Source organism: Micromonospora sp. NPDC051924 (assembly GCF_055586005.1).
On the sequence record NZ_JBVJJA010000005.1, the window covers coordinates 220,970 to 239,859 of the forward strand.

General features: G+C 73.7%; 16 protein-coding genes. 8 read left to right on the forward strand and 8 right to left on the reverse strand.

Features of this window, described 5'->3' with window-relative positions:
- Positions 1-14: 14 nt before the first annotated feature.
- A complete protein-coding gene (locus tag ACZ6S5_RS06070) occupies positions 15-1,280 on the reverse strand; it encodes an MFS transporter (protein WP_465998220.1) in 1,266 nt (421 codons plus the stop codon).
- A 114-nt stretch (positions 1,281-1,394) separates the two neighbouring features.
- On the opposite strand from ACZ6S5_RS06070, the gene ACZ6S5_RS06075 reads away from it, so the two are divergent.
- The 4 genes from ACZ6S5_RS06075 (at position 1,395) to ACZ6S5_RS06090 (ending at position 8,292) form a co-directional block, all read left to right on the forward strand.
- Entirely contained in the window at positions 1,395-3,182 is a 1,788-nt protein-coding gene (locus tag ACZ6S5_RS06075; protein ID WP_465998222.1) for an HSP90 family protein, read from the forward strand.
- 3 nt (positions 3,183-3,185) lie between these two features.
- Positions 3,186-6,074 (forward strand): hypothetical protein, encoded by a 2,889-nt coding sequence (locus ACZ6S5_RS06080; protein ID WP_465998224.1) that lies wholly within the window; start codon positions 3,186-3,188, stop codon positions 6,072-6,074.
- 172 nt (positions 6,075-6,246) lie between these two features.
- On the forward strand, positions 6,247-6,873 hold the full coding sequence (locus ACZ6S5_RS06085) for a TetR/AcrR family transcriptional regulator (RefSeq protein WP_465998226.1): 627 nt from the start codon (positions 6,247-6,249) through the stop codon (positions 6,871-6,873).
- 81 nt (positions 6,874-6,954) lie between these two features.
- Complete coding sequence (locus ACZ6S5_RS06090; protein WP_465998228.1) at positions 6,955-8,292, forward strand: acetyl-CoA carboxylase biotin carboxylase subunit; 1,338 nt, start codon at positions 6,955-6,957, stop codon at positions 8,290-8,292.
- Between the two features lie 65 nt (positions 8,293-8,357).
- Here ACZ6S5_RS06090 and ACZ6S5_RS06095 read toward each other — a convergent pair whose 3' ends face one another.
- From ACZ6S5_RS06095 to ACZ6S5_RS06120, 6 genes are all read right to left on the reverse strand, one after another.
- Positions 8,358-9,572 carry an ABC transporter permease gene (locus ACZ6S5_RS06095; RefSeq protein WP_465998230.1) on the reverse strand — a complete coding sequence of 405 codons (1,215 nt, stop codon included), beginning with the start codon at positions 9,570-9,572 and terminating at the stop codon, positions 8,358-8,360.
- Positions 9,569-10,264, reverse strand: a complete 696-nt coding sequence (locus ACZ6S5_RS06100; protein ID WP_465998232.1) for an ABC transporter ATP-binding protein — start codon at positions 10,262-10,264, stop codon at positions 9,569-9,571. The genes ACZ6S5_RS06095 and ACZ6S5_RS06100 overlap by 4 nt, the downstream gene beginning before the upstream one ends.
- Complete coding sequence (locus ACZ6S5_RS06105; protein ID WP_465998234.1) at positions 10,261-11,370, reverse strand: peptidoglycan-binding protein; 1,110 nt, start codon at positions 11,368-11,370, stop codon at positions 10,261-10,263. Before ACZ6S5_RS06105 ends, ACZ6S5_RS06100 begins: the two co-directional genes overlap by 4 nt.
- Positions 11,371-11,378: 8 nt before the next feature.
- Positions 11,379-11,996, reverse strand: a complete 618-nt coding sequence (locus ACZ6S5_RS06110; RefSeq protein WP_465998236.1) for a hypothetical protein — start codon at positions 11,994-11,996, stop codon at positions 11,379-11,381.
- Positions 11,997-12,066: 70 nt separating this feature from the next.
- On the reverse strand, positions 12,067-13,290 hold the full coding sequence (locus tag ACZ6S5_RS06115; RefSeq protein ID WP_465998238.1) for a sialidase family protein: 1,224 nt from the start codon (positions 13,288-13,290) through the stop codon (positions 12,067-12,069).
- Positions 13,287-13,826, reverse strand: a complete 540-nt coding sequence (locus tag ACZ6S5_RS06120; RefSeq protein ID WP_465998240.1) for a SigE family RNA polymerase sigma factor — start codon at positions 13,824-13,826, stop codon at positions 13,287-13,289. Before ACZ6S5_RS06120 ends, ACZ6S5_RS06115 begins: the two co-directional genes overlap by 4 nt.
- Before the next feature lie 168 nt (positions 13,827-13,994).
- Between ACZ6S5_RS06120 and ACZ6S5_RS06125 the strand changes: the two genes are divergently transcribed.
- On the forward strand, positions 13,995-14,915 hold the full coding sequence (locus tag ACZ6S5_RS06125; RefSeq protein ID WP_465998242.1) for a hydroxymethylglutaryl-CoA lyase: 921 nt from the start codon (positions 13,995-13,997) through the stop codon (positions 14,913-14,915).
- 80 nt (positions 14,916-14,995) lie between these two features.
- On the opposite strand, the gene ACZ6S5_RS06130 is transcribed toward ACZ6S5_RS06125, so the two are convergent.
- Positions 14,996-15,334: a rhodanese-like domain-containing protein gene (locus tag ACZ6S5_RS06130; protein ID WP_465998244.1), complete on the reverse strand. Its 339-nt coding sequence runs from the start codon at positions 15,332-15,334 to the stop codon at positions 14,996-14,998.
- Positions 15,335-15,369: 35 nt separating this feature from the next.
- On the opposite strand from ACZ6S5_RS06130, the gene ACZ6S5_RS06135 reads away from it, so the two are divergent.
- The 3 genes from ACZ6S5_RS06135 (at position 15,370) to ACZ6S5_RS06145 (ending at position 18,871) form a co-directional block, all read left to right on the forward strand.
- The gene (locus ACZ6S5_RS06135) at positions 15,370-16,011 is read left to right on the forward strand and encodes a TetR/AcrR family transcriptional regulator (protein ID WP_465998246.1); all 642 of its coding nucleotides are present in this window, start codon (positions 15,370-15,372) and stop codon (positions 16,009-16,011) included.
- 102 nt (positions 16,012-16,113) lie between these two features.
- Entirely contained in the window at positions 16,114-17,646 is a 1,533-nt protein-coding gene (locus tag ACZ6S5_RS06140; protein WP_465998248.1) for an acyl-CoA carboxylase subunit beta, read from the forward strand.
- A 70-nt stretch (positions 17,647-17,716) separates the two neighbouring features.
- Complete coding sequence (locus ACZ6S5_RS06145; RefSeq protein ID WP_465998249.1) at positions 17,717-18,871, forward strand: acyl-CoA dehydrogenase family protein; 1,155 nt, start codon at positions 17,717-17,719, stop codon at positions 18,869-18,871.
- Positions 18,872-18,890: the final 19 nt, after the last annotated feature.

Sequence of the window (18,890 nt, forward strand, 5' to 3'; positions counted from 1 at the left end):
CCGTCCGCCCCAGCCTAGGGACGGGGGACCGGCTCCGTCCGGCGCTCGACGGCGGAACCCGCCCCGCGTAGCGTCCGCCAGGCCCCGGCGGTGACCACGGCGAAGACGCCGACCGCCGCCCAGCCCACCGGGGCCACCCCGTACGCCTGGCCGGCGAACCCGGCCAGCGCCGCACCGACCGGCGCGCTGGCCAGGCCGACCATCCGCTGCGCCGCGCCGACCCGGCCGAGCAGCTCCCGCGGCACGTTCCGCTGCCCGTACGCCGACCACAGGCTGTTCCAGACCGTGGTGCCGGCGGCGAAACAGGCCAGCGCCACCCCGCCGGTCAGCGGGTGCCGGGCCACCGCGAACCCGGTCAGCGCCAGGGTCTGCCACACCAGCACTCCCCGCAGGGCGGGCAGGGTGCCGAACCGCGCCGCGATCCGGCCGGCCGCCAGCGCCCCGACCAGGCCGCCCACCACCACCCCGGCCGCGAACAGCCCGTACGCGGCCGCCGGCACCTGCAGCACGGTCAGCGCGTAGAGCACCAGCACGGCCATCACCCCGCTGATTGCCAGATTCGATCCCGCGGTGGCCACGGTCACCCCCCACAACACCCGGTCCCCCCGCACCCACCGCACCCCCTCCCACGCCTCCCGCCACACCGACCCGCGCCCCGGGTCCTTCCGCGCCTCGGTGCCGGGTGCCTGCCCGGAAGCTTCGCCACCACCGGACGAGGGGAGGGCGAGGACGAGGAGGGCGGCGAGGGCGAAGGTGAGGGCGTCGACGGTGAAGGGCAGGGCGGCCGCGGCGGCGAAGAGGACACCGGCCAGCGGGGCACCGAGGAAGCCGCCGGCCACCGCCGTGCCGGCCTGGAGGCGGCCGTTCGCGGTCGGTAGGGCGGCCGGCGGCACCAGCGACGGGAGCAGCGCGAACGAGGCCGCGTCGAAGAGCGTGCCGAGGCTGGCGAGCAGGAACGCGACGCCCACCAGGGCGGCCACTCCGATCCGCCCGGTGGCGACCAGCACGGCCAGGCCACCCACCACGGCGGACCGCGCCACGTCCACCGACGCCATCGTCCGGCGGCGTTCCCAGCGGTCGGCGTACGCGCCGCCGAGCAGGCCGAGCAGCAGCGGTGGGAGCTGCCCGGCGACGGTCACCGCGGCGATCGCCCGGGGGTCGCGGGTCAGCGTGGCGGCCAGCAGGGCCAGGGCCGGCGTACGCAGGGTGTCGCCGAACCGGGAGGAGACGGCGGCGGACCAGAGCAGCCGGTAGTCCCGGCCGAGTACGGGAGCGCTCATGCCGACGGACCCTGCGGCCTGAACCGGGTCGAGGGTCAAGCGGCCGGAAAGGGGGACGGACAGTGCCGGCGGCGGCCGGTACCGTGAGCGCCGGAATCCGAACGGGGAGCACGATTGGACCGCACCTTCCAGGTCGACCTCCGTGGCGTGGTCGACCTGCTCAGTCATCACCTCTACGGCAGCCCACGGGTCTACGTGCGGGAGCTGCTCCAGAACGCCGTCGACGCGATCACCGCGCGCCGGTCCGCCGAGCCGGACGCCCCGGCCCGGGTCCGGATCGAGCCGCCGGAGCTGACCGGTGACGGCACGCTGCGCGTGCACGACACCGGCATCGGTCTGACCGAGGCCCAGGTGCACGAGCTGCTGGCCACCATCGGCCGCAGCTCGAAGCGCGACGAGCTGGGCTTCTCCCGGCACGAGTTCCTCGGCCAGTTCGGCATCGGTCTGCTCTCCTGCTTCCTGGTCGCCGACGAGATCCGGGTGGTCACCCGGCACGCCGACCAGCCCACCGTGCTCTGGACGGGCTGGTCCGACGGGCGCTACGCGGTGCGGGTCGCGGAGCCCGAGCAGGCCCGCGACGAGCCCGGCACCACGGTGACGCTGGTGCCCCGGCGCGACGCCGACCAGTGGTACGGCGTACCCACCGTGACGGAGCTCGCCCGCCTCTACGGCAGCCTGCTGCCGGTGGACGTCCGGGTCGGCGACACCCCGACCACCGCCGGCCCGCCGCCGTGGCCGACCACCCCGGGCGCGCCGGTCGACCGCGCCACCCTCCAGCGGTACGCGCACGGCATGCTCGGCTTCGTCCCGTTCGACGTGGTGCCGCTGTCGGTGCCCGAGGCGGGCCTCACCGGCGCGGCCTTCATCCTGCCCACCCCGGTGAACCCGGCCGCCCGGGCCGGGCACCGGGTCTACCTCAAGCGGATGCTGCTCACCGAGCACGCCGACGGGCTGCTGCCCGACTGGGCGTTCTTCGCCCACTGCGTGGTCGACGCCAGCGAGCTGCGGCCCACCGCCAGCCGCGAGGCGCTCTACGAGGACACCCTGCTCACCGCCACCCGGGAGGCCCTCGGCGGCCAGGTCCGCGGCTGGCTGGTCCGGCTGGCCACGCACGACCCGCGCCGGCTCGCCGAGTTCCTCCAGGTGCACCACCTCGGGGTCAAGGCGCTCGCCCTGCACGACGACGAGATGCTCCGCCTGGTCGACCAGTGGTGGCCGATGGACACCAACGTCGGCACACTCACCCTCGCCGAGTTCCGTCAGCGGCACGGTGTGCTCCGCTACGCCGCCAGCCTCGACGAGTTCCGGCAGCTCGCCGCCGTCGCGGCCGCGCAGGACCTGGCGGTGGTCAACGGCGGTTACACGTACGACACCGAGCTGATCGAGCGGCTGCCCACGGTGGACCGGTCGGTGCTGATCGAGCGGCTGGAGCCGAGCGACCTCACCACCCGCTTCGACATCCTCGACCCGCAGACCGAGCTGGCCCTGCGGCCGTTCCTCGCCGGGGCACAGCGGGCCCTGGCACGGCTGGGCTGCGAGGTGGTGGTCCGGGCGTACGACCCGGTCTCGCTGCCGGCGCTCTACCTGGTCTCCCGCTCGGCCGCGTTCCACGACCAGCTCGCTGCCAGCCGCGACAAGGCCGACGAGCTGTGGGGCGGGGTGCTCGACGCGCTGGCCGCCTCCGCCCCGCCGGACCGGCCGCAACTGGTGCTCAACCACCGCAACCCGCTGGTCCGCCGGGTCACCACGCTGACCGACCCGGAGCTGGTCGGGCTGGCCGTCGAGGCGCTCTACGGGCAGGCCCTGCTGCTCGGTCACCATCCGATCCGGGCGGCGGACGCCGCCCTGCTGAACAGTTCCTTCCTCGGCCTGCTCGGCCGGGCCGTACCCGGACAGGAGTGAGCCGTGGGCGACGACGACCTCTGGCGGATGCTCTACGAGATCGACAACATGCCGTACGGCCCGGGGCAGATCGCCGCGCTGGAGCAGCTGCTGCGCCGGGCGGACGTGAGCGACGACCGGCACCTCGCCTTCGCCGCCCGGATCACCGGCACCACCGCGTACGTCTACGGCGGCGAGCCGGCGAAGTCCTTCGTCACCTTCTCCTGGTGCCTGTCCGAGTACGACCGCGACCCGCAGCCCTACCACCAGCGCTACACCCACCAGCTGCTCTGGTTCTTCAAGTACATGGTCACCGCCATGCTGAAGTTCCCCGAGCTGCCGCTGGACCGGACGTACGCGGTGCTCGACGACATGGAACGGCGCTACCGCGAGTCCGGCCACACGCTCCAGGCCGTGCACAAGCACCGCTACCTGGTCGCCGCGCACCTGGGCGCCGAGGAGGAGGCGGCGGAGTGGTACCGCCGCTGGCTGACCACGCCCCGGGACGCGCTCTCCGACTGCGCCGGCTGCGACCCGACCACCCAGGTCGAGCACCTGGCCCGGATCGGCCGGCACGACGAGGCGGTGGCGCTGGCCGAGCCGGTGCTCGCCGGCCGGCTGAGCTGCACCGAGCAGCCGCAGGCGATCCTCACCGCGCTGCTCACGCCGTACTGGGAGACCGGCCGGGCGGACGCCGCGCGGAACGCGCACCGGGAGGCGTACCGGCGGCTGCGCGGGCGCCTCGCCGACCTGTGGGAGATCTCCGACCACGTCGAGTTCTGCACCGTGACCGGCAACGAGACGCGCGCCCTGGAGCTGGTCGAACGGCACCTCGACTGGCTGGACCGGGCACCCACCCCGGCCGCCGCCATGCACTTCGCCGCCGCCGCCTCGGCGGCGCTGCGCCAGGTGCCGGCCGAGCTGACCGTGCACCGCCGGGCGTCCGGTGACCGGCCGGCCGCCGACGTGCCGGCGGGCGCGCTCGCCGACGAGCTGGCCGGCTCGGCCACCGCGCTGTCCGAGCGCTTCGACGCGCGCAACGGCACCACCCACCAGTCCGGGCTGATCGCCCGGCGGCTCACGGCCGGGCCGGTCGGCGAGCACCTGCCGCTCTCCGCCAGCCTGCGCCGCCGGCCGGTGCCCGCCCCACGCAGTGGCGGCTCGACGGGGGGCAGCGGCGGGTCGACGGCCGCCCCGGCCGGCGGGCCGGCCCCCGAAGCCCCGGCGCCGATCACCGTGCCGGCCCAGGCCGGCGCCGACGAGCTGCTGGCCCTGGCCGACGAGTGCTGGCGTACCCACCGGCGGGACGGACTGGTCGCCGCGCTGCGCGCGTACGACGAGCGGTACGGTGACGCCGAACTGCCGGCGGTCACCCGGGCCTGGCGGCTGGAGCTGCGCGCCGGCGAGCTGTCCGAGCAGGACGGCGATGAGGTGGCCGTGGCGATCGAGGCCAATCGGGCCGCACTGGCCGCCTGGCGGGAGGTGCCGGATCCGCTCCGGGCGCAGGTGGTGGCCGGCCGGCTGGGCGCGCTGCTCTGCACCACCGAGGAGGGCGCGGAGGAGGGGCTGGGCCTGGCCCGGGAGTCGGCCGAGCACCTCGCCGCCCACGGTGATCAGCGCGAGCGGGCCGCCGCCTGGGACCGGCTCGCGCTGGCCCACGTGCACCGGGAGCGGTGGGCGGACGCGCTGGACGCGCTCGACCGGGCCACCGCCGATGTCGACGTCGACCCCTGGCTGGCCGGCCGGGTGGCGCTGCACCGCACGCACGTGCTGGAGCAGTTGGAGCGGGCCGAGGAGTTCCGGGAGGCGGCGGCGCAGGCCCGCCGGCTCGCCCGGGAGCTGGGCGACGGCGAGATGCTGACCGCCGCCTGCCTGGCGTACGCCCGCTCGGTGGACGACCCGGCCGAGGCCGTGGCCGCGTGCGATGAGGCGCTGGCGTCCGCCCCGGCGCGCGCCCGACTCCCGATACGCCTCACCCGGGGACGGGCGCTGCTCGCCGCCGACCGGGCCGGCGAGGCGGTGGAGGACCTCGCCGAGGCGGTCACCCTCTGCGTCGAGCAGGGGTTGCCGGGGGACGCGCTGCTGCGCTGGGAATTGGCCAACGCCTACCACGTGGCCGGCCGACTCGGCGAGGCCGCCGAGGTGGCCGAGGAGGCGGTGCTCGGGCTGGACCGGGCCGGCGCGCAGGCCGAGGCCGACCGGTGCCGGCACCTGCTGGCGGGCGTCTACCAGGGCCTCGGCGAGATCGACGCGGCACTCGCTCTGCTTGATCAGCTCGCGGAGAACCTGGACGGGCCGGACAATCTCCCGCACCGGGCGCAGGTGCTGGAGGGCGCCGGCGGCATCCTCTACGACGCCGACCGGGACGCTGTGGCGGCGCAGAAGTTCGCGGCGGCGGCGTCCGCCTGGCGGCTGGCCGGGCACCCGGTGGACGAGCTGCGGGCCCGGCGGCGGGAGTTGCTTGCCCTGCACTGGTCGGGTGACCTGCCGGCGGCGGTGGCCGCGATCGAGCGGGTCGACGCGGCCGCCGGGGCGCTGGCCGGCCTGCCCGACGAGCCGCCCGTGGTGACGTACGAGCGGGCGATGGCCGCCGACGCGGTGGCCCGGGTGCTGACCGCCGAGGACCGGCTGACCGCCGCGCTGGACCGGGTGGCCGGCGTGCCGGAGCGGCTTCGGTCGATCGAGGCGTTCGGCGAGGCGGCACAGGTCGAGGTCTTCACCGGGGAACTGCTGCTGCGGGACGGCCGACCCGAGGAGGCCGAGCGGCTGCTGCGCCCGGTGCTCGGCGGGCTGCCCACCGGCTCCCGCCCGGCCACCCAGGCCGCCTGGCTGCTGGCCCGCGCCCTCGACGACCAGGGCCGCCCGGCCGAGGCGGCGAAGATCCGCGCCGAGCATGGCATCGAGGAGGACTGACCCGACCGGACGGAGGCCGCGACATGCCGCAGAGCGGGCCTTCCGGCCGGGCGCTGGCCGCGACATGCCGCAGAGCGTGTCGATCAACGGTGCGGCGGGCGGCTCACGGTGTGAGGCGACTGACGGGTAACCGAGACTCCACCCCGTCGCGGGTGAGGTCTAGGCTGGCCCGGTGGCGGTGGAACAGCAGGCGCGGGGCGCGGCGCACGGCGCGACGGGTGCGGGCCGACGCCGGTCCCGGAAGGACGAGATCCTGGAGATCGCGGTCGGCCTCTTCGCCGCCCGCGGCTACCACGGCGTGTCGATGGACGACATCGGCGCGGCCGCCGGCGTGACCGGCCCGGCGCTCTACCACCACTTCGCCGGCAAGGAGGCGATGCTGGTCGCCGCGCTGATCCCGGTCAGTGAGGGGCTGCTCGCGGGCGGCCGGGAACGCGCCGCCAACCACCCGGACGGCCCGCGCGGCACGCTGGAGTCGCTGATCGACTTCCACGTCGACTTCGCGCTGGCCAACCCGGCGGTGATCGCCCTGCATCTGCACGAGCTGGACCGCCTCCCCGACGAGCCGCGCCGCCGCATCCGCCGGCTCCAGCGGCTGTACGTCGAGGAGTGGGTGACCGTGCTGACCGCGCTGCACCCGGGCCTGCCCGACGGCGAGGCGCGGGTGCTCGCGCACGCGGCCTTCGGCCTGATGAACTCCACCCCGTTCCTCGGCGGCGAGGTGGACCGCCGGCGCCGGGCCGAGCTGCTGCGGGGCGCGACGCTCGCCGCCCTGCTGGCCCCCACAGATCCGGCCTGACACGCCGCGCGCGCCTTAACGCATGTTAAGAAGGGCCCGGCTATGCACGAGGCGTCAAGAAGGGGCCCTTCCTTGCCGAACATGATTGAAGTGCTGTTGGTGGCCAACCGCGGCGAGATCGCGCGGCGGGTCATCCGTACCGCGCAGAGGCTCGGGATCCGGGCGGTCGCGGTGCACTCGGAGGCCGACGCCGGCCTGCCGTTCGTGACCGAGGCGGACCAGGCGGTCTGCGTCGGCCCGGCAAATCCGGCGCAGAGCTACCGGAACGTGGAGGCGATCCTCGCCGCCGCCAAGAGCACCGGCGCCCAGGCGATCCACCCCGGCTACGGCTTCCTGTCGGAGAACGCCGACTTCGCCCGTACCGTTGAGGCCAGCGGCCTGATCTGGGTCGGGCCCGGCGCGGACGCGATCACCGCGATGGGCGACAAGATCAATGCTCGGAACCTGATGGCGGCGGCCGGGGTACCGGTGGCGCCGGGCACCACCGACCCGGCGGCCGACCTGGCCGCGGCGGTCGCCGCCGCAGCCGAGATCGGCTATCCGGTGATGGTCAAGGCCGCGGCGGGTGGCGGCGGCATGGGCATGGGCGTGGCCAACGACGAGGCGGCGCTGCGCACCGAGTACGACAAGGTCCGCTCGTTCGCCGAGCGGATGTTCGGCGACGGCTCGGTGCTGATCGAGCGCTACTTCCCCCGGGTACGCCACGTCGAGGTGCAGATCCTCGGCCTGGCCGACGGTCGGGTGGTGGCCCTCGGCGAGCGCGAGTGCTCGGTGCAGCGGCGCAACCAGAAGCTGGTCGAGGAGTCCCCGTCCCCGGCGGTCTCGCCGGAGCTGCGGGAGCGGTTCCTCGCCGCCGCGGTCCGGGCCGGCGAGGCGGTCGACTACCGCAACGCGGGCACGGTGGAGTGCCTGCTCGATCCGGCCACCAACGAGTTCTTCTTCCTGGAGATGAACACCCGGCTCCAGGTCGAGCACCCGGTGACCGAGTACGTCTACGGCATCGACCTGGTCGAGGAGCAGCTGCGGGTGGCCGCCGGCCTGCCGCCGACCTTCGACCCGGACGCGCTCAGCCCGCACGGGCACGCCATCGAGCTGCGGATCAACGCCGAGGACCCGAAGCGCTTCCTGCCCGGCCCGGGGGCGATCACCACCTGGAACGAGCCCGCCGGCGAGGGTGTACGGGTCGACTCCGGCTACGTCGCCGGCAACACGGTCACCCCGTTCTACGACAGCCTGATGGCCAAGCTGATCGTCAGCGGGGCCACTCGCGAGGAGGCGGTGGAGCGGGCGAAGGCCGCCGTGGCGCAGTTCGAGATCGCCGGGCCGAAGAACAACCTGCCGTTCTTCGCCGAGCTGCTGGAGAACCCCGAGTTTCTCTCCGGTGACTACGACACCGGGATCGTCTCCCGGATGCGCTGACGATCGCTCCTGCCTGGCGTTGATCATGGGGTTGGTGGAGTGCCGCCACCAACCCCATGATCAAGTCAGCTGCCGGCCAGGGCCGAGGTGGGCGGGACCCGACTGGCGCGAATCGCCGGGTAGAGACCGGCGACCGTGCCGATCAGCATCGTCGCGCCCAGGCCGCCGGCCAGGGCCCAGGCCGGCACCACCGTCGGCCACCGCTGGCTGTACGCGTACAGCCCGGTGATACCCACCCCGAGCAGGGTGCCGCCGATCCCGCCGAGGGCGGAGAGCAGCAGCGCCTCGGCGAGAAACTGGAGGCGGATCTGGCCCCGGGTGGCACCCAGTGCGCGTCGGAGTCCCACCTCCGTCCGCCGCTGCAGGACGGAGATGACCATCGTGTTGGCGATGCCGATGCCACCGACCAGGAGCGCGACGGCACCCAGACCGAGCAGCAGTCCGTTGAGCGCGGTGTTCGTGGCCTGCCGGGCGGCCAGCGCGTCCGAGGGGCGGGACACGGCGACCTCCTCCGGTGCCGATGGGTTGGCGGTCCGGCCCAGCACCGCGCGAACCGCCGCGACCTGGCTCTCGGTGCTGCGGACGTACACCCGGGTCGGCCGGCCGTCGAACCTGAGGTAGGACCGGGCCGCCGGCCAACCCACCAGCGCGGCCGAGTCCAGTTCCTCGGCCAGCGGCACGGGCGCGAGTACCCCGACAACCGTGAACCACTCGCCGCCCAGCCACACCCGGACGCCGACCTTCGGCACGTCGAGCCGCTTTGCGGCGGTGGCCCCGAGGACGACGGCCGGGAAGGCTGCGGTCGCGGCGGTTAACCAGGAGCCGGAGCTGACGGTGGCGCCGACCGTGCCGAGCAGGTCCGGCTGGGCGGCGAGCACCGCAAGGCTGCCCGTCTGACCGGGCGGCACCAGGTTGTTCCGGTAGACGGCCCGGTCCAGGGCGGCGGTCGCGCTGACCGACTCGACCGGCCCGATCCGAGCGATCATGGGCACGGATTCTTCGGGCAGGACGGCCTTCTCCCCGGCCAGGTTCTTGCCCGGCGTGACGGTGAGCAGATTGGTGCCGAGCCGGTCCAGGGCCCGGTCCAACTCGGCTTGGCTGGAGGTGGAGATGCCCACCACGGCCAGCATCGCCGCGATGCCGATGGTGATGCCCAGGGCGGTGAGCACGACCCGCAGCGGGTGGGTCCGCAGCCCGACCGAGCCCACCCGCAGGACGTCCGCCAGGCCGAGGCGACCCGGCCGCAGCCTCCCCGGCCCGGTGCCGGCACGGCCGGTCACGCCGGCACCGCCGGGGTCCGGCCCGAATCGTGTACGACGCGACCGTCCTGCAGCACGACCTGGCGCGGCAGGACGGCGGCGACCTGCTGGTCGTGGGTGATGACCACGACGGTGGTGCCCTGCTCGTGCAGGCCGCGCAACAGCTCCATCACCGACGCCCCGGAGGTCGAGTCCAGGTTGCCGGTCGGCTCGTCGGCGAGCAGCACCGCCGGTTCGCCGACCACCGCCCGGGCGATGGCCACCCGCTGCCGCTCGCCCCCGGACAGCTCGTGCGGGCGGTGGTCGAGCCGGTGGCCGAGACCGACCCGGCGCAGGGCGTCCTCCGCAAGCCGCCGTCGCCGCCGCAGCGGTACGCCCGCGTAGAGCAACCCGTCGGCCACGTTGTCCAGCACGGGCATGCCGGCGGCCAGGTGGAACTGCTGGAACACGAAGCCGATCCGGTGACCGCGCAGGGCGGACAGCTGCCGGTCGGTGAGAGCCGAGAGGTCGTGCCCGTCGATGCGTACCGAGCCGGACGTCGGCTCGTCCAGCGTGCCCATCAAGTGAAGCATGGTCGACTTGCCGGAGCCCGACGGGCCGAGGACGGCGACCAGTTCGCCGTACCCGATCCGCAGGTCGACCTCGTGCAGCGCAACCACCGCGCCCGGATAGGTCCGGGTGACCCCGGCCAGTTCGACGACGTACCCACTCATCCCGGCACCCCCACCAGGAGCCCCTCGGTCAGGCCGCCGCCCTGCACCTCGACCCGTCCATCGGCGAACAGTCCCGTCCGCACGGGCAGGATGCGGCTGCCGCCGGGCCCGGTGAGTTCGACACCGTAGCCGCCCTCTGCCAGGGCGAGCAGCGCGTCGACCGGCACGGTGAGCACGTTCTTGCGCTGCTGCGCGACGTACCGGACGTCGACCGGGGTGTCGGTCAGCCGGCCCAGCTTGCGCTGGTCGGCCACGGCGATGGTCACCTGCACGTTGGCGTTGCCGGTGCCGGGCCGTTCCGCGTCGGCCGGCTCCTGACCGCCGGTCTGCGCGGTTGGCGCGGCCACCGTCGTGACCTGGCCGGTGACGGAGATGCCGGTGGGCAGGGTCACGGTGACCTTGGTGTCCTTCGTGGCCCAGGCGGCGTCGCCGGCGCTCGCGGAGACCGTCACGACCCGGGTGCCGCCGGTGTACGCCAGCACCGCACCGGTCGCGCTCGCGCCGACGGGCACCAGCCGTTGCGCGACGCGGACCGCGCTGGCGGCGTAGATCACCCGCGCCCGGTCCACCGTGCCGGTTTCCGGTATCCCCAGGTCCTTCTGCCAGCGCTTCACCGCAGTCGTGGTGCTCGAGGAGAAGGTGTCGTCGACGGTGAATCCCCGGTAGCCGAGGACGGCCAGATTGCGCTCGAGCTGCCGCACGTCGCCGCCCTGCAGGCCGGCGGTCAACGGCCGGTACATCGGCAGGGCGCCGTACAGCAACACCACCGGCTGCTCGTCGGCGCGCAGGAGTGTCTCGCCCCGCCGGACCGTCGCCCCCACTTTGGGCAGCCAGGTCACCGTGCCGGTGGCGAGCGAGGTGAGCTGGGCGGCCGCGCCGTAGCTGAGTTGTCCGGCGAGCGTTACGGATCGGGTCAGGGTCTGCCGGGTCACCGGGGCGGTCGCGGCGGGCGCGGTGCGGGCTGCCGTCGGCTGCCTGCCGTCGCGCCCGCCCAGGCCCAGCGTCGCCGCTCCGGCCAGCACGAGCGTCACCAGCACCAGGCCGCCGACGGCCACCGCCCGCAGCCGTCGCGCCGGTCGGCGACGGCTCACCGTGGTCGCTTCCATCAGGCCCCTCACCCCTGAGCGGTCGGGAGCGGGCCGGGAGCGGTCTTCCTGGGCTGACCGTGCTGGACCGGTTCGCAGATCAGGCTAGCGCGAAGCCGGGCGGCCGACTCCTGCTCGCTCATGACCGGGGCACCGTTGTTGTCTTGCGGAAAGTAACCGTTGGAGTCCGGGTCGGGGAAGTTCGGGGCGCCGCTCTCGCGCATGCACCTGGCGTACGCCCGCTGGTACCTGATCTCCTCCTCGGTCAGCGGCTCCGGCTTCTCCTCCAGCTCCGCGGGCACGGGCACGGCGTACTTCGCGCAGGCCATCTGGGCCGCCATCCACTTGGGGTCGGTCTTCTTCGGGGAGCCCGGCGCGCGCAGGTCGACGTTGCCCCGGGGGTCCGGGTCCGGCAGCTGGAAGCCGTGCTCGCGGAGGCAGCCGACCCACTGCCGTTGGGCCGCCACGTACTCGGCGACGACGCCGGTGGCCGCCGACGTGGACGGCTGGGCACTCTGGCCGCCCGCGGTGGCGACCCGCGACGGCTGCTCGTCTCCGGCGCAGCCGGCGAGCGTGACGACCAAGGTGGCCGCCGTCAGGCCGGCGAACCACGGCCGTCGGCGGGAAGACCAGACAGCACGGATCATCTCATTTCCTCTCATTCTGGCACGGCGGAGGGCGCGGCGGATCGCCGAACGTCCCTCGGTGATGTGCGGGCTACCGGCGGGTCACCGGCGACCAGTGCCAGCCGTCGGTGGAGCCGTACAGGGCGCCGCCGGGATCGGGCGCGTAGAACCAGCCGTCCGGCGTACGACGCACGGGCCCCGCGCTCGTCGGCAGGCCGTCGAGCTCGACCGCCTGGTACGCGCCGCCCCGGAACGCCCAGTAGCGGCGGACGTCAAAGCCGCGGCTGTCCACGAGCTGGCAGAGCACGTGGGTGCCGTCGGAGGTCGCGAACGTGTTCGCCGGGGCACCCGGCGGAACGGCGGCCGTCAACCGTTGCCACCGGGTGCCCGTGTCGTCGGAGCGGTAGACGGCCCGGTCGTAGCCGACGGCGGTCACCGCGTAGGTCGCCGCCGTCAGCAACAGCGGCACGCACTGCGGTTTGTCGCAGGGCGGCGCGTCGGTGAAGACGTGGGTGGACCAGGTACGGCCCGCGTCCCCGCTGGTCGAGACGGCGGGCCGGCCGGTCACCGGATCGGTGCCCGCGACCCGGAAACGGCCGGCGACCTCCTCGATCCGCAACTCGTCCAGATACATGACCAGCTTCGGCTGTCCGGCCAGCGGTCCCACCGCGCCGGACGCTGGGTCCACCGCGTACAGGACACACGGCTGGGCGGCCTGCGGGGACCAGCAGATGACCGGGTCACCGTCCGGCACCGCCTCGACAGGCGCGGCGGACGGGGCGGGCGCCCAGGTGCGACCACCGTCCCGGCTGGACAGTAGGTGCTGCTCGGTGCCCGCCCGGCCGGTGATCGGGGCCGCGACCAGGGTCTCGGGACCGACGACCGCCATCGGGCTGGCCAGGACGACTTCACCCGGCTGGTGCCAGGTCCGGCCGCCGTCGGTGGAACCCACCACCACGAGATCCTGCTTCTGGCAGGGCAGGCCCGGGCGACAAGTCGACAGCGCGAGGTAGAGGTGGTCCCGGTCGGCGGCGCCGGCCCACTCGACTTGCCCGGCGGGGATCGGGCCCGGCTCCCCGGTCGCCGTGGCCCGTCCGGCGACCGGTGGCCGGTCGCCGGTCAGCGGTGCCGGAGACAGCAGGTGCACGATGGCGACGGCGATCACCGCGAGGGCGGTGGTGCCGGCGGCGGTCGCCGCGGTGAGCCGCCGGCGGTGCCGGTGTCGGCCGGCTTCATACACCTCCTCCGCGTTCAGCCAGCTCGGCGGCGGGGCCGGGTCCACGGCGTCCTCGAAGAGCTCGTGCAGGTCCCTCATGCCCTTCCCTCCGCCACGTTGACGAGGCTCGGCACGGTGTCGCCGAGGATCCTCCGGAGCGCCGCGAGACCGCGGGCCGTCTGGCTCTTGACCGTGCCTTCGGAGCACTTCAGTGCGACGGCCGTCTCGGCCACGTCGAGGCCCTGGTAGAAACGGCAGATCAGGGTCACCCGCTGACGCGGCGGCACCTGGCGCAGCGCCTGGGTGAACGCCAGCCGGCGGGCGGTCGTCTCGGCGTCGTCGTCCGGGCCGGCCAGGTCGGGCGGCTCGGCGACCGGGCGCTCGCGGCGCCGCCACACCCGCCGGGTCTCCGACAGGTACGCCCGGATCAGACAGGTACGCAGATATGCGTCCACCGCTTGCGGATCCCGGATCCGGTGCCAGTTCGCGGCGAGCCGGATGAAGGCGGCCTGCGCCAGATCGTCGGCCCAGTGCCAGTCCCCGCACATCAGGTAGGCGGTCCGCCGCACCAGCTCGCGCCGAGCCGCGAAGTACTCGCTGAACTGGCGCCGCTCCTCGTCCTCGTCGCGTCGCATCCCGCTCCCTTCACCGATAGGTGTGCGGCCGGACGCCGACCGGTTGCACGGACCGGCGAAGTTTCTGCCAACGACTTCCGGCCGCCACGGCGGGCCGGTCCACTCGCCGGTGGCGGCGGGTGAGTGGGAGGCTGGTCGGGGACAGCACGACGTCACAGTGAGGTGACCATGACTCAACTGCCAGGTTCGGTGTCGATCCGCGAGGTCGGGCCGCGGGACGGACTCCAGAACGAGGACCCGATCCCGACCGACGCCAAGGTACGGCTGCTCGACGCGCTGTCGCGTACCGGCGTCAAGCGGATCGAGGCCGTCTCCTTCGTGCACCCGAAGGCGATCCCGCAGATGGCGGACGCCGACGAGGTGTGGCAGCGGGCCGCGAAGGTCGACGGGGTGCGCTACTCGGCCCTGGTGCCGAACACCCGGGGCGCGCAGCGGGCCCTGGCGGCGGGGTTCACCGAGATCGAGGTGGTGGTCTCGGCGAGCGACACGCACAACCGGCGCAACGTGAACCGCTCGACCGAGGAGTCGCTGGACGACATCGCCGAGCTGATCGATCTGCTGCACGGCGCGGGTGCCCGGGCCGAGGTGATCGTGGCGACCAGCTTCGGCTGCCCGTACGAGGGGGACGTCGACCCGCGGCGGGTGGCGGACATCGTCGACCGGGTGGTCCGGGACGGCGCCGACCGGATCGCGTTCGGCGACACCACCGGCATGGGTACGCCCCGTCGGGTCCGTGAGCTGGTCACCGCCGTACGGGACCGGAACGCCCACATCCCGGTGCTGCTGCACTTCCACAACACCCGGGGCACCGCCCTGGCCAACATGCTGACCGCGATGGAGCTGGGGATCACCGAGTTCGACGCCAGCGTCGGCGGACTCGGCGGCTGCCCGTACGCCCCGGGGGCGAGCGGCAACCTGGCCACCGAGGAGGCGGTGCACATGCTGCACGACATGGGCATCGACACGGGCATCGACCTGGACGCGCTGGTCGAGGCGGCCGAGCTGGCGGAGGAGTTGGTCGGCAAGAAGCTGCCGAGCGGCGTCCTCCGCGCCGGCCCCCGCACCCGCCTCACGCCGCTCCCCGCCTAGCGCTGCGTTGATCAAGGGGTTTGCGTCCGGATCCGGGCTCGGAGAGACGCAAACCCCTTGATCAACAATGCCGACGCGGGTCAGCGGGTGAGGGCGCCGGACTCGGTGGGCAGGCCGGCGGCGACCCAGTCCTCGATTCCGGCGGCGTACTTGCGCACGTCGGTGTAGCCGAGGGCGGTGAGCCGGTCGGCGACCCGCCCGCTGTTCGGGCAGGCGGGGTTGGAGCAGTACGTGACGACGGGGGCGTTCCGGTCCGGCAGCAGCTCACCGGCCCGCTCGGCCACCTCGGCCTCGACCAGCGGGATCGCGCCGGGCAGGTGCTGCCGGGCGTAGTACTCGCCGCCGAGTGCGTCGACGACGGTCACCGTGCCGGCGTCGATCGCGGCGCGCAACTCGTCCCGGGTGATGAGAGCGGTCATGGCATCCTCCCATAGAAGTGGACTACAGTCCGGTTATGCCTCAGGACGTTAGCGGACCGCAGTCCGCTTCTGCCACCCCGACGCCGGAACTCCTGGAGTTGCGTAGCTCACCGCCCCGGGAGCGGGCCGATGCGGCGCGCAACCGGGCGGCCGTGCTGGACGCGGCGGCGGTCCTGTTCCGGGAGCGGGGAGTGGAGGGGGTCTCGATGGACGCCGTGGCCGCCGCCGCCGGGGTCGGCAAGGGGACGCTGTTCCGCCGGTTCGGGGACAAGGCGGGTCTCGCCGTGGCGCTCCTCGACCAGCAGGAGCGGACGCTCCAGGAGTCGATCCTCTTCGGCCCGCCCCCGCTCGGGCCCGGGCCGGCCGGTGCGCCGCCGCCCGCGCGCGACCGGCTCCGGGCCTTCGTCTCCGCCTACCTCGACTACCTGCTCGCTCACCTCGACCTGGTCCGGCTGTCGGAGACCGCCGCGCCCGGCGCGCGCTACCGGATCGGCGCCTACCGGTTCTGGCACCGGCACGTCGCGCTGCTGCTGGCCGGGCGCGCGGACCCGGCCGCCGACGCGCACACCCTGCTCGCCCCCCTCGCCGCCGAGCACGTACACGGGGTGCGGGAGGAGATGGGCGACGAGCGGTTGCGGGCCGCCGTGCTGGCGCTTGCCGACGCCCTTGCCGGCTGACCCCCGGCGGGCTCGCCGGAGGGGGCGGGAATGCGCTAGCCTAACGATCGTTCAGGTCGGTCGGGGCGCTCATGAGGCGGCCGGTGGCAATGGGGAGTCGGCGTGACGCTCGACGGTGAGGCACTGGAGCAGCTGCGCAAGCGCGCCAAGGCCGGCGGTGCGGACAAGTACCACGCGGCGAACGCCGCCAAGGGCAAGCTGTTCGCCCGCGAGCGGGTCGCGCTCCTGGTCGACGAGGGCTCCTTCGTCGAGGACGGCCTCTACGCCAACGCGCTGGCCGAGGGCCTGCCCGCCGACGGCGTGGTCACCGGCACCGCCACCATCGACGGCCGGCAGGTCTGCCTGATGGCGAACGACTCCACGGTCAAGGCCGGCAGCTGGGGCGCGCGTACCGTCGAGAAGATCATCCGGATCATCGAGCGGGCGTACGCGACCGGCGTGCCGATGGTCTACCTGGTCGACTCGGCCGGGGCCCGGATCACCGACCAGGTCGAGCTCTTCCCCGGCCGGCGCGGCGCCGGCAAGATCTTCTGGAACCAGGTCCGCGCCTCCGGCTCCATCCCGCAGGTCTGCGCCCTCTTCGGGCCGAGCGCGGCGGGTGGGGCGTACATCCCGGCGTTCTGCGACGTGGTCGCGATGGTGGACGGCAACGCCAGCATGTACCTGGGCTCGGACCGGATGGTCGAGATGGTCACCGGCGAGAAGACCACCCTCGAAGCGATGGGCGGGGCCAAGGTGCACTGCGCCGAGTCCGGCGTGGGGCACTTCCTCTGCAAGACCGAGGCCGAGGCGCTCGACGTGGTCCGGCGCTACCTGTCCTACCTGCCGGCGAACTGGCAGCAGCAACCGCCGACGGCGCCCGCCACGGACGCGCCGGAGAAGGCCGACCTGGCCGCGCTGGTCCCGGCCAGCGAGCGGCAGGCCTTCGACATGCGCCGGTACGTCAAGGGCCTGCTCGACGAGGGCAGCTTCTTCGAGATCCAGGCGCTCTGGGCCAAGGAGCTGACCATCGGTTTCGGCCGGCTGAACGGCGAGGTCGTCGGCGTGGTCGGCAACAACTCGATGTTCAAGGGCGGCGTGCTCTTCGTCGACTCGGCCGACAAGGCGAGCCGCTTCGTGCAGCTCTGCGACGCGTTCAACGTGCCGCTGCTGTTCCTGTCCGACGTCCCCGGGTTCATGGTCGGCAGCGCGGTGGAGAAGCAGGGCATCATCCGGCACGGCGCCAAGATGATCACCGCGATATCCGAGGCGACCGTACCCAAGATCTGCGTGGTGGTCCGCAAGGCGTACGGCGCGGGCCTCTACGCGATGGCCGGCCCCGGCTTCGAGCCGGACGCGACGATCGCCCTGCCCACCGCGAAGATCGCGGTGATGGGCGCGGAGGCCGCGGTCAACGCCGTCTACGCCAACAAGATCGCCGCCATCGAGGACGAGGCCGAGCGGGCCGCCTTCGTCGCGGCGAAGCGCGAGGAGTACGAGCGGGACATCGACATCGTCCGGCTCGCCAGCGAGCTGGTGGTCGACGCGATCGTCGAGCCGCACGAGCTCCGCGCCGAGCTGGTCCGCCGGTTCGCCGCCGCGCGCGGCAAGGAGCGGCACTTCGCCAAGCGTCGCCACGGCGTCACTCCGGTCTGAGCAACCCCCCGCAGCACGATCCGCCCAGGCGTCACGAGCGCCGGGCGGACCATCGACACAGGAGGATCAGATGGACTTCCGGCTCAGCGACGAACAAGAGGCGCTGCGGGAGAGCGTGCGGGACTTCGCCCGCGAGGTGGTCGCCCCGGCCATCGCCGAGCACTACCAGCAGCACACCTTCCCGTACGAGATCATCCGCCAGATGGGGAAGATGGGCCTCTTCGGCCTGCCCTTCCCCGAGGAGCACGGCGGCATGGGCGGCGACTACTTCGCGCTCTGTCTGGCCCTGGAGGAGCTGGCCCGGGTCGACTCCAGCGTGGCGATCACCCTGGAGGCGGCGGTCTCCCTCGGCGCGATGCCGATCTACAGATTTGGTACTCCGGAGCAGCAGGCCCAGTGGCTGCCGAAGCTGCTCAGCGGCGAGGCCCTCGCGGGCTTCGGGCTGACCGAGCCGGGCACCGGCTCCGACGCCGGCGGCACTCAGACCCGGGCGGTCCTGGACGAGTCGACGAACGAGTGGGTGATCAACGGCTCGAAGGCGTTCATCACCAACTCGGGCACCGACATCACCGCAATGGTCACCGTCACGGCGGTCACCGGCACCAAGCCGGACGGCTCGAAGGAGCTGTCCACCATCATCGTCCCGTCCGGCACGCCCGGCTTCACCGTCGCGCCCGGCTACTCCAAGGTCGGCTGGACCGCCTCGGACACCCACGAGCTGACCTTCGACGACTGCCGGGTGCCGGCGGAGAACCTGCTCGGCCAGCGCGGCCGCGGCTTCGCCCAGTTCCTGCGCATCCTCGACGAGGGGCGGATCGCCATCGCCGCGCTCGCGGTCGGCCTCGCCCAGGGCTGCGTCGACGAGTCGATCAAGTACGCCAAGGAGCGCCAGGCCTTCGGTAACCCGATCGGCAACTACCAGGCGATCCAGTTCAAGATCGCCGACATGGAGCTGAAGGCGCACACCGCCCGGCTGGCGTACTACGACGCCGCCGCCCGGATGCTGGCCGGCGAGCCGTTCAAGCGCCAGGCGGCGATCGCCAAGCTGCACGCCAGCACCATCGCGGTGGACAACGCCCGCGAGGCCACCCAGATCCACGGTGGCTACGGCTTCATGAACGAGTACCCGGTGGCCCGGTTCTGGCGGGACTCCAAGATCCTGGAGATCGGCGAGGGCACCAGCGAGGTGCAGCGGATGATCATCGCCCGCGACCTGGGCATGTGAGGCGGACCCCCGTCCGGGC

Bases quoted from the DNA above. Each gene is read 5' to 3' on its own strand.
- ACZ6S5_RS06115 (WP_465998238.1), bottom strand. From the start codon at position 13,290: ATGAGGGACCTGCACGAGCTCTTCGAGGACGCCGTGGACCCGGCCCCG.
- ACZ6S5_RS06070 (WP_465998220.1), bottom strand. From the start codon at position 1,280: ATGAGCGCTCCCGTACTCGGCCGGGACTACCGGCTGCTCTGGTCCGCC.
- ACZ6S5_RS06125 (WP_465998242.1), top strand. From the start codon at position 13,995: ATGACTCAACTGCCAGGTTCGGTGTCGATCCGCGAGGTCGGGCCGCGG.
- ACZ6S5_RS06120 (WP_465998240.1), bottom strand. From the start codon at position 13,826: ATGCGACGCGACGAGGACGAGGAGCGGCGCCAGTTCAGCGAGTACTTC.
- ACZ6S5_RS06090 (WP_465998228.1), top strand. From the start codon at position 6,955: ATGATTGAAGTGCTGTTGGTGGCCAACCGCGGCGAGATCGCGCGGCGG.
- ACZ6S5_RS06105 (WP_465998234.1), bottom strand. From the start codon at position 11,370: ATGGAAGCGACCACGGTGAGCCGTCGCCGACCGGCGCGACGGCTGCGG.
- ACZ6S5_RS06110 (WP_465998236.1), bottom strand. From the start codon at position 11,996: ATGATCCGTGCTGTCTGGTCTTCCCGCCGACGGCCGTGGTTCGCCGGC.
- ACZ6S5_RS06145 (WP_465998249.1), top strand. From the start codon at position 17,717: ATGGACTTCCGGCTCAGCGACGAACAAGAGGCGCTGCGGGAGAGCGTG.
- ACZ6S5_RS06100 (WP_465998232.1), bottom strand. From the start codon at position 10,264: ATGAGTGGGTACGTCGTCGAACTGGCCGGGGTCACCCGGACCTATCCG.
- ACZ6S5_RS06130 (WP_465998244.1), bottom strand. From the start codon at position 15,334: ATGACCGCTCTCATCACCCGGGACGAGTTGCGCGCCGCGATCGACGCC.
- ACZ6S5_RS06135 (WP_465998246.1), top strand. From the start codon at position 15,370: ATGCCTCAGGACGTTAGCGGACCGCAGTCCGCTTCTGCCACCCCGACG.